We start from the raw sequence: 11,434 nt of genomic DNA, 5'->3' as shown, positions 1-11,434 counted from the left end.
CGTCAGGTGCTACATGCGCAGCACCTGGCTGTTTTGTTCTGGTAATACTGTCTGGCATGTTGGTCATAAAGGAGATCGGTCGGATGGCTATGGCCGATTATACAGTCAGCACCCAATGAAGGCTCAATAATAATTGTGTAGTTCGAAAAGATATGCAGGCGCCGCTGTTCCATGCTTCCGTTTGAGCTCACGATCTGTTGATATAGACTAACAAGCTCACAGTCGGATATCCTTGCAAGTGGCACTTTAAGATGGAATATTGTCGGGATACCAGTGTTTCTCAGTCGCGTTTTTATTGTGGGCGAAACATTTTCGGCAAGTGAAAGCATGGTTTCACTTCCATAAATTATATAGTGGGGAGCCCTATCTATAAAATCTTCGTCGTCGAGTATTACATAAACAAATCTGTTGGTTTTTCCCTGATAGGTTTCCAAAACATGGGAAACATCATAAGGGAAATGATAACCGGTATCATCGAGCAGCTGTTCAAACGCCTGCATTGTTTCGGGGAAATTCGATGGGAAGAACCCCTTCCTATAGTATTCGCTTACATCTTTAGGCCTGCAGCCATGATAGCAGATTATGAAGTCATATTGGCTGCGGAACCAGCGGACAAACTCCCGTTTTTTAATGTTTTTTTTAATGAAATGAAGTTCTTTCCATTTAAGCGTGTATTTGGAAAATGTTTTATGGTCTGCATAGTTTAGGCCGGACATTGGGAGCAAGTTAGTTTTTTTGCCAAACACTAAACTGGTGCGTTAGCAAAGAGCTAAAGGCATCTGAAAGTTATTTGGTTTGGATTATATTTTATTTAAGATATTAAAATTTATTCCATTTTTTCCAAGCACCTAAAGGTTTTTTATTCCATTTTAAGTATTGATAATAATTTGGTAGTCAGTCCTTATATGCATGTACTTTTATTTTAATGTGGTTTGGATTCTGAAAGCCCGCTGTGTCTAAAAGTTGCGTTGATAAGTGTGGGTATTTCAGGGGAAATGGCCGCTCGTTCCGTTTTCAAACCGACGCTCCATTCCGCTTTAACTTTCACCGGAATATACAGTCTATTACCAGTATTGACCATTAACTAAAATGCAATCCCAATATTATGAATTTGATATATATATATGTCAACCAAATATATGAATCCAGTTCCAGCCAAAGACATCGAATTATTGCTCCAGCTTAGAAACGGAGATGAGTCTGCCTTTGCCGAAATCTATAACCAATACCGGAGCAAAATTTTTGTTTACGCTGCCAGTTTATGCAAATCAACAGACCTTGCCCAGGAGATCGTACAGGAAGTATTCATCAGGATCTGGCAAAAGCGGGAACAGATCAATACCGACCTGCACTTTGGAGCCTACATCAAAAAGATCACACTTAACCATGTGCTCAACCACCTGAAAAAAGTGGCCAGGGAGAAAGTTCTTCAGCAGGAACTCTTCGGTTATATCGAAACGCTCAGGAACAGTACCGAAGAAAGTCTGCTTGAAAAAGAACTGTTAAAGACCTATGATGAGGCGATAGAAAACCTGCCTCCCCAGAAAAAGCTGATTTATCAGATGAGTAGAACCCAGGACCTCACTCATGATGAAATCGCCCAAAAGCTCAACATTTCTAAAAACACCGTAAAAAACCATATGGTTGAAGCAACCCGCTTTATCCGGAACTACGTGGCTAAAAATGACAGCGTCATCTGTTTTTTAATTGCAGCTTCAAATTATTTTCATTCCAACTAGTCCCATCGCTTTCCGCAGTTGTATTAGGTACAAACAAGCCGGGCAAGGCAGCCCGTTTTGGCTATTGAAACATTGTGAAAGAAAAGCAGCAGTTAAAAGACCTTTACCAATTGTACCTCAGTAACGAGTGCAGCAGGGAAGAATTCGAACTTTTTTTTAAGGCACTAAACGATCAGCAGCAGGACAATGAAATTTTAGATCTCATGTCGGCCAGCTGGGACAATACCCACACCGTGCCAGATGTCGGACTCAGACCCGATTTTCTGCCGTTGGAGGCCAAACAGGTTAAACTCAAAGAACGCACATCCCCCGCTGTACCGCTACGCAAATGGATCTCGGTCGCTGCGGCAATCGTTGTATTTACCATGGGCCTATACTTTTTCAGGTCTTCCTTGCTCCATTTTATTGACCCAGTTCACCAGCAGCAAGCCTGGAGCGCAGCGGGTGAGCGAAAAAAAATACAGCTTGCAGATGGTTCCCTTGTATGGCTCAGCCCTAACAGTAAGCTAAGTTATCCAGATCAGTTTAACGACAAACAAAGAAGCGTTAGCCTGGATGGTGAAGCGTTTTTCGAAGTTGCCCATGATGTGGAGCACCCCTTTATCATCAAAACAGGCAAGGTCAATACCGTTGTACTGGGTACAAGTTTCAATATTTCTGCTTATCCCAAACAGAAAACAATCAGCGTGACCCTGGTAAGCGGAAAAGTGGCAGTAGCACTTCATACCAAAAATAGCACCCATACCGAGATGATAATGCCCAACCAGCAGGTCATTGTTGATAAGAACGATGAAAAACTCAGGAAAATAGACTACCCGGATGCCGCTTCTTTTTTGGACAGGAGGCTGGGTAAATATGAATATAAGGGCAGCACCTTACAACAGGTTGTCCAGGACATCGAATCTCAGTATAACGTGCGGATCAACCTGGATGGCAGTTTATCGGATAAAACTTTTTACGGCAACCTGGATATGAACGCTCAGTTAAGCCAGGTCCTAAACAAACTATGTCTAATTATGGAACTTAAATATGAAAAGAAAGGGGAGGGCTATGTTATCATAAAATAAATGCCTGCCTCTGTAGAACAGAACCAGGCAAATATCCAATCAATTAAAAATGTCCGAGCCTTGAGAACTTTGGGACATTAGAAATTAATATTAACCATAAAGTTATGAAACGCTTCGCGCTTATCGTCAATAATTGGAAATAATTCCAATAGCAAAAAGCGATAAGTCATAACAGCAAAATAAAAATAATGAAAAAAAAAGCATCTGTAAAGATCCTGACCCTAACCGCACTGATCCTGTTTTTAATGGCATTGGTACAAACACGGGCATATGCCCAGGATCCCCTGGATAAAAAACTGAATATAAACTTAGCTGACGAACAGCTTAAAAATGCCCTGGATAAGATCACAAAAGCATCCGGCGTTAAATTCACTTATAACGAGCAGGTCGCCACCAGTAAAACCAGGATAAGTGTTCAGGCAACAAACAAAACTTTAAGAGAAATCCTATCTGCTGCATTTTCAGATAAATCCATACAGTTCAGTGTACTGGATAAAGAGGTCTTTGTCCGCATCAATACCCAGGCCGTAAAAAAGCAGGGAGCCGGTCCGGCGGCAGATCCCGGTCAGAACAAAGAAAAGTATACCCTGAGCGGAACCATTAAATCCAAAGGTTCCGGTGAAATATTGATAGCCGCCTCGGTAAAGGTTGCCGGCACTAACCTGGCTACAATGACCAATGAGTATGGTTTTTATTCCATCACGCTAAACAAAGGAACCTATACGGTTGAAGTAAAGGGCGTTGGTTTTAAAACCTATAACACACAGGTAGAGCTAAACCAGGATGTAAAGCTCAACGCTGCACTGGAAGATGAAAACAATCAACTGGAAACCGTTACCATCAAAGGCAGCTCCAATAACCAGGACATCAAAAGCACGCAGATGGGGATGGAACGTTTCAGTATCCGCGAAACCAAAGAAGTACCCGTGTTATTGGGCGAACCGGACATCATCAAAACACTGCAGTTATTGCCGGGCGTAAAAACAGCCGGAGAAGGCAACGGCGGGATGTTTGTGCGTGGAGGCAGCTCCGACCAGAACGTCATCCTGCTCGATGAGGCGCCGGTATACAATGCCACCCACCTACTGGGATTCTTTTCCACTTTCAATTCAGATGCGATCAAAAACGTTACCCTTTATAAAAGCGGTATGCCCGCCCAGTATGGAGGAGGCCTTTCATCGGTCCTGGATGTAAAAATGAACGATGGAAACAACCAGAAACTAGGCGTTAGCGGTGGGGTTGGACTCATTTCAGCCAGGGTAAATGTTGAAGGCCCCATCCAAAAAGATAAATCCTCTTTCCTGATTTCGGCCAGAAGAACTTATGCCGATATGTTCCTAAAGCTCTCCAGCGATAGCTCGGTCCGCAACACCCAGTTATATTTTTATGATATCAACCTTAAGGCAAACTATATCCTTGGAGAAAAAGACCGCCTCTACGTTTCGGGCTACTTTGGAAAAGACGTGCTGGCCTCTGAAAACCTATCGGGCATCAACTGGGGGAACGCCACCTCGACGCTGCGCTGGAACCATGTTTTTAACAACAAACTGTTTTCCAATACCTCGCTTATTTTCAGCAATTACAACTATAACGTCAAATCAAACAGCGATGAAAACTCACTAAGCCTCTTCTCCCAGATCAGGGACTGGAGTTTTAAAGAGAATATGCAATGGTACCTTAATGAAAAGAATACCGTTACTTTCGGCTTGAGCGCGACCTATCACAATATCAAACCAGGAGAAGTACAGGCCTCTGGCGATTCAGGTTTTCTTTCCCAGCAGTTCCAGAATAGGTTTTCACTGGAAAATGCGGTATACGCCAGCAATACCTGGAAAGCAAGTGATGCCCTGAACATTACCTATGGATTGAGGTTATCTGCCTTTAGCATATTTGGAAAGGGAGACTTTTATGACCTGGATAACAATGGAAATGTAACAGGAACCACAAACTATAAAAGCGGTGAAATGGTGAAGACCTATATCAACCCTGAGCCGCGTCTTGCCCTGGCCTTGCAACTGAGTGAACAGTCTTCCCTTAAGGCCTCATATGTGCGCAATGTTCAGAACCTGCACCTGATTTCCAACTCCAATGCATCGTCACCGACAGATAGATGGGTGGCATCGACCAATATCATCAAACCAGAATTAAGTGATCAGTACTCCATAGGTTATTATAAAAACTTCAGCGGGAATGCATACGAGTTTTCGGCAGAAACCTATTACAAAAGCCTGCAGAACCAGATCGATTACCGGAATGGTGCTGATATCTTTACCAGCAAACCCATAGAGACCCAGTTGCTCTTCGGCAAGGGCCGCGCTTATGGTCTGGAACTGCTGATCAAGAAAAAAACCGGAAGGTTTACCGGATGGCTGGGTTATACGCTGTCTAAAACAGAGCGAAAAATAGACGGCATCAACAACGATGAATGGTATAATGCCCGTCAGGATAAAACCCACGATATCTCTTTTGTCGGGATGTATAAACTGAGCCCACGATGGACAGTTTCTGCCAACTGGGTATACTCGACCGGAAACGCGGTTACTTATCCAAGGGGGAAATATACCATGATGGGCAAAAGCTATTTTTATTTTTCAGACCGCAATGGCGACCGTATGCCAGCCTACCACAGGCTTGACCTGGGTGCCACACGCCTGTTAAAGCAGACCAAACGCTTTTCATCTGAACTTAACTTTAGCCTGTACAACGCCTATGGAAGAAAAAACCCTTTCCGTATCACGTTCAGCGACAATGAAACCGACCCAAGCAAAACCGAAGCCATCAGGACAACATTATTCCAGTTTGTTCCTTCCATATCTTATAATTTTAAATTTTAAGCAGATGAAACCTATAATTTATTTAATTTTCATGCTCCTGTTTTTATCTTCATGCGATGATGTGATAGAGCTAAACCTGAAAGATCCGCAGATCAAGTATGTAATCGAGGGCATGATCACCAACCAGCCTGGGGTTTGCAGGGTAAAAATCAGCCAGACCAAGGATTTCAATGAAAACAACCAGTTCAACGGGGTTAGCGGCGCACTGGTTCAAGTAGAAAGCAATGGCGTAACAGTTACATTATCCGAAAACACAACAGGAATCTACCAGACCGATAAAATAAACGGTGCGCCTGGTGTGACTTATCGACTTACGGTTAAAATCAATAATGAAGTGTTTACGGCAAGCAGCACCATGCCAGATCCTGTTCCGCTTTTGGATTTTACGCTTAAACCAGGGGACTATGAACCTACAAGGGCAACTCCAAAAATCAAGTTTAAGGATGTCGCTACAGCCACAAATTACTACTGGTTCCAGCAGTACATCAATGATGTGATCCAGCCCCAGTATAAAGTTTTCAGTGATGAATTTACCTCAGGTCAGGAAATTAACGAATACCTTGTCTTTGAAAACAGGACAAAGGACATCAGTAAAGACATGGTTAGGGGGGACAGGCTGACTGTAGAAATGCATAGCATTGAAGCCCCGGTATATACCTATTTATCCAGTCTTTTCAATGCCAACGGCTCAGCCGACGGCGCGGCTCCTGCCAATCCGGTAAGTAATATTAATGGAGGAGCAATTGGCTTTTTTAGTGCCCATACCGTAGAGCGCAAGACCATTGTGATCCCATAAAAGCCCGTCAGAAAAGAATAACAAACTAAAAAAATAGCCCTGCTCCAAATGAAGCAGGGCTATCATTTCCCAAAACAGTTTACCTGTTTTTATTTACTTTCTTTGTTTTTAAGCTCGGTTACTTCAGCTCTTCCAGCCTGGGCCAAAACTTTGATTTCCTGATAAGCCTTGCGAAAACGCGTTCCAGCCGCTTTGTTTCCCTTTTTGGGTATTTCAGCAAAAGTGAGGAAGAAACAGTTTCATTGAAATATGCAATTATCCCATTGTCTTTAAACCAAGTTTTTGTCTTATTAAGATTTAAAAAAACGGATAAAATATTTAGCTCAAAATGTATTATTTTGATTAACTTTACCTCAGTTAAAACAGTTTTAGACTTGGGAAAATGCCCTGGTAAAAATGCGGTTTTGCATGCTGAAAAGTGGGCCAAAAATGGCAATCCCTTATTATGGCACCACTAACAAAATATAGGTTTAAAATACTGATAATCAATTTATTATATGGGAGTTTTTCGTCCTGCCATCCCGACTATAAAACAGAGAGCCTTTAGATCGTTAGATTTAAAGGCTTTTTTGTGCACGCACGGATCAAGCGGAAAAGGGATCAAGCGGAAAAGTTGGGGGGAATTAAATAATTTCGGATCAAGCGGAAAAGTTGGGGGGAAGTAAATAATTTCTTTCTTTTGTAGTTTACAACAATTACGAATCCCCTTGAATCAAGCCGAACAGACCCTTATCCGTTTTTTTCCTAACTATAAATAGTTATCGTACCCTTCGGGCTCCCTTATTTAAATACATTCATTATACATTTTTAGACAAACCAACTAACGAATTAGGTTTTTTGGCGGTAATTTTGGATTAGATGCATTGCACCTTTTAATAATATAGGCTATCGGCATCAGTGATATATATATCATTAGGTTTTTTATTTCTTTAATCTCAACATTATAACCAATGAAAAAGACTAAAATTAGCAATCTCATCGCTGTAGTCTATCTGGGAACAAATTTGCGTTCTCAGCAAATGACAAAAACATTAATACACAATCGGTATCTATCGTTGTTTTTTTGCGCTGCCAGCTATGCACTTTGATGTATTTACCCGTCTAGAAACTCTAGACTATCTTATCAGGCTCAAGTGCACCGGCACCCCCAAGTTATTAGCCCGACGACTGTCAATTTCCGAACGATCGCTATACAATTTTTTGGATTTGATGCGCAGTTTGGGCGCTCCGATCGTGTATTGTAAAGTTCGAAAGTCGTATTATTATGCAGAAGAAGGTATGCTCAATGTCCGCTTTACGCGTAAGGAACGGAAATAATTACGAAATTCCATGTCAAGCAGTCAGCCTGTTATACCAAGGGTGGGTAAGAAAAACTTAATGCTTAAATTATTTTTTGCATTTAACGCACGACTGCAGTGTTGTTGCAGTGGCACAATTTAGATTTGATTTTAGGCAGGCAATGAATTGGAATACCTTGAAATAGTCAATGTGTCTATGGAACTGATCATGCCAAGGCCAAATAATGTATATTATCCATCTTAATCTCTCAAACAATTATGAACGGGACGACACTCACCCTAACGAAGAGATATCTGTTCTGCTTTCTCTCATTGATCCACATCGCCAGCATGCTGAAAGCCCAAGACATGCAGTCCCTCGTGCCACAAATTCCAACATCTCCCCAAGCTGAAGCTTTTAAGTTATACGGGGACTATGCGATCAACTATTCAAACGGTACACCTGATATATCAGTTCCACTCTACGAGATCAATCACAGGGGCTTTAAGCTTCCGTTAAGTTTAAAGTATAATGCCCAACCGCTAAGGCAGGGTTATAATTACGATGTTTTTGGCGCGGGTTGGGGTCTATCGATAAGTTCTTCGATATCAAGAACCGTTGAGTATGTGCCCGATGAAGCCAGAGACTTTAACCTCGACCTTCCATCAACAAATCAATATCTCCCATATTGTGCCCTTTGCTTAAAGGACTACAACTACGCGCGTGACAAATTTAATGCGGTGCTACCGGACGGCTCCTCATTTGATTTCTTTATTGAGAATGTAAATAATGTGCCAAAAGCCGTTGTTAGCAACCGGCAGATGGTGGTCAATGTGGCGGCTTCCAACGCAGAGATACACTGGTTCACAGTGTTAGATGGAAAAGGCATTAAATACACTTTTTCACCTGCTGATTTTACTTATAGTGGACCCTATACTACGTATGGTAATGTTTACGTTTCTTGGCAGCTCACACGCATCGATCTGCCTAACAGCACCGACCCGATCCTCTTTTCTTACGATTACCTGATACAACCGCCTTCCGGCACCTGTGCAGAACCGAGCGTTACTATATCACATTCATATGTACATGATAGTTATGCAAACAATTTTGTAGACACGAAAACGGCGACAAGAGGAACAAATTATGTGCCTCACTACTATAAAATGAAACTGTTGTCGCAAATTAGCTACGGTACATCGGGAGACAACGTTATACAATTTTCTTATCAAAACGCTTCAGGTGCCCAGTATAATTATATCGATAAGATCAAGGTATTTGAGAAAAACGCACTATTGAGAGAAATAGAGCTAGAGTTAGATGTACAAACCTTGACCAATTCCTGCAATTCTACCCAGCGCGGCAGATTAGACCAGATCCTGATTAAGGGGGCTGATGCGTTAACGGTCCAAAAATACGAATGTACCTATGAATCTGCCTACGGCCTGAACGGCACGGACCATTGGGGCTATCTTACACAGTACCCATCAGATATGCCTAACTTTTCCATTTTTACCGAGTGGAATCTGGCTGCTACGGGACATACTTATAGTGCGGCGATGTTTACCGCTGCACGGACTTCGCTTGACGTAAATTCTTTCTACAAGTTTAAATTTTCGAATTATCCTGTGAATGCGCGCCAGCCATCAGGCCCCGATCACCACGGCATACTCAAAAAGATAAAATATCCCACAGGTGGTTATACTGAATTTGTATACGAGAACCACAAGTTCTTGAGTTCCACTGACACTAATGGCGACTACATTCCAGATGGTCAGCCCAAAACACCTACCGCCGCCGCTGGATTTAGGATCAAAACTATTACCAATTATGCTACCGATGGAATCATCGCCGGTCAAAAGCATTATCGGTACGGTAAAACGAATCATGAATATTATGGGGCGAGCTACGCCGGAAACAATGCCTATACTGGCCTTGGCATAGCTGTTGTGGATCCGAACGTACTAACATATATGAATTTTGCCGAGCGGGTAAATTTCTTCTCCGTTAAGAATTTAGTAGTGGGGCTAGATGGATATGGACAACGTACAGCATTTCTGAATCCCTACGAAAACAACCCTTATTCAGAGTGGGCATATGAGTCTACCTTCAGTCCCGCCAACTTTCAAAGGCTCCTCGACGGCAGGCAGCCGGTGGTATATGCCGAAGTAACAGAATTTGAAGGACCGTTAGACGAATATGCCAATGTGTATCCAAATGGAAAGACCATTTATAGATATGATCTTGGGGAGAATGAATATCCTGGAGGTTTTTTCGAGCCACTAATGTACTACGGAAATAGGCTCGGAGCAGAAAGTAAGAAATATAAATACAACCGGCTTAAGGAAAAGGCCGATTACACTTTCGATACGCAGCTGCAAGAGTTTAAACTGATAAAAAAACAGCAGAATAAATGGTCTGAGTATGTCGCCTCTTCAATAGATTTTCAGTTTATGAATCTTCACCCTGTTGCATACACCCCCCAATATTTTACCGTTGCCAGTCTATTTACCAACAAATACCAACTTATTGGGCAGGCAACACTGAGCAGCCAAGTCACTACCGAATATATGCCTACGGGCGAAACGAGCTCTACAATTGAAGAATTTAAATACAATAATAGGGAGCAACTATCAGCTAAGAGGATAAAAACCAACGATTACAAATGGATGGATGAAACATACATCTATCCTGGATTTTCCGCCAACGTCGGCACCTCAGTCGTAGAGCAGGATATGATGACAAAAAACATCATTTCACCCATTATAGAGAAACATACTACGGTAGTAGATTCGGCGATGCAAACGCAGACTTTCGTGAGGTCGGTGAAAACAGACTTTGCTAAGTTTGGAGCAGCACAGACCATCCTTCCATCGAAAATGTATGAGTTGGAAGTTACACCAACGGGATCTCAATATGTGACGAGAAACGAAATAACGAAATATTCGGTCAACGGTAATCCGCAAGAAGTTTTGGCGCGCAACGCGGTAAAGACGGCTTATCTGTGGGGCTATGATGATCGGTATATGATCGCCGAAGTAAGGAATGCTTCGCAAAATGAAGTTTTTCTAGCGAATTTTGAAGCGCTCGGAGAGTGGGATGGCGGTTTGACTACGTACGATAGCGCTACAAAACGTACCGGTAAAGCCAGCGGCAGAATCGATAAGCCAGACGCTGGAGAACAGGTTTCTCACAGTAATACCTGGTTAAATATATCACTCGCTGGAACTAAAAAATTCAGGTATTCAGGCTGGATCTATAGCAATGGGCCATCCGCTCAAATTTTTCTTTTCATGAAAAGGACTGGCGAAACAGGTTATTTTTCTTATATAGACAATGTCTCTACCGATGTAACTGGAAAATGGATTTATCTTGAAAAGGAGTTTGAGGTGCCTGCTGACGTTGTGCAGCTGGGCATCAGAGTTGACAATAATGGTGGGGGCTCTGTCTGGTTCGATGATATCAGGTTACATCCGGCAGAGGCATTAATGAGCAGCTATACGTATGATCCCCTGGTTGGAGTAACTAGCCAAAGCGATGCCAATGGACGACCAAGCATTTATGAGTATGACAGTTTCCAGCGGCTAAAAGTAGTGCGGGACCAGAACGGAGATATCGTGAAAAGTTACTGCTACAACTATGCAGGACAGTTAACGGATTGCAACGGTTATAATACTAGTGTGGCTCCGACTGCCAGTTCACATTGACCGTTTCTTGATG

The 11,434-nt window shown here is 42.4% G+C and carries 7 protein-coding genes; 5 read left to right on the top strand and 2 right to left on the bottom strand.

Annotated features, from left to right (window positions below; genetic code table 11):
- Positions 1 to 2 precede the first annotated feature (2 nt).
- Complete coding sequence (locus LQ227_RS18025; RefSeq protein WP_230150292.1) at positions 3 to 716, bottom strand: hypothetical protein; 714 nt, start codon at positions 714 to 716, stop codon at positions 3 to 5.
- 423 nt (positions 717 to 1,139) lie between these two features.
- On the opposite strand from LQ227_RS18025, the gene LQ227_RS18020 reads away from it, so the two are divergent.
- From LQ227_RS18020 to LQ227_RS18005, 4 genes are all read left to right on the top strand, one after another.
- Complete coding sequence (locus LQ227_RS18020; RefSeq protein ID WP_051691706.1) at positions 1,140 to 1,739, top strand: RNA polymerase sigma factor; 600 nt, start codon at positions 1,140 to 1,142, stop codon at positions 1,737 to 1,739.
- 74 nt (positions 1,740 to 1,813) lie between these two features.
- The gene (locus LQ227_RS18015) at positions 1,814 to 2,806 is read left to right on the top strand and encodes a FecR family protein (RefSeq protein ID WP_230150290.1); all 993 of its coding nucleotides are present in this window, start codon (positions 1,814 to 1,816) and stop codon (positions 2,804 to 2,806) included.
- Positions 2,807 to 2,994: 188 nt separating this feature from the next.
- Positions 2,995 to 5,640, top strand: coding sequence for a TonB-dependent receptor (locus tag LQ227_RS18010; RefSeq protein WP_230150288.1), 2,646 nt, complete (start codon positions 2,995 to 2,997; stop codon positions 5,638 to 5,640).
- A gap of 4 nt (positions 5,641 to 5,644) precedes the next feature.
- Entirely contained in the window at positions 5,645 to 6,436 is a 792-nt protein-coding gene (locus LQ227_RS18005; protein WP_230150286.1) for a DUF4249 domain-containing protein, read from the top strand.
- 89 nt (positions 6,437 to 6,525) lie between these two features.
- Here LQ227_RS18005 and LQ227_RS18000 read toward each other — a convergent pair whose 3' ends face one another.
- A complete protein-coding gene (locus LQ227_RS18000; RefSeq protein WP_371824748.1) occupies positions 6,526 to 6,648 on the bottom strand; it encodes a hypothetical protein in 123 nt (40 codons plus the stop codon).
- A 1,434-nt stretch (positions 6,649 to 8,082) separates the two neighbouring features.
- On the opposite strand from LQ227_RS18000, the gene LQ227_RS17995 reads away from it, so the two are divergent.
- Positions 8,083 to 11,421, top strand: coding sequence for a hypothetical protein (locus LQ227_RS17995; RefSeq protein WP_230150284.1), 3,339 nt, complete (start codon positions 8,083 to 8,085; stop codon positions 11,419 to 11,421).
- The last annotated feature ends 13 nt before the right edge of the window (positions 11,422 to 11,434 follow it).

This window comes from Pedobacter sp. Bi27, assembly GCF_918698255.1.
Lineage (GTDB): Bacteria > Bacteroidota > Bacteroidia > Sphingobacteriales > Sphingobacteriaceae > Pedobacter.
This window is presented reverse-complemented; position numbering and strand designations above follow the sequence as displayed.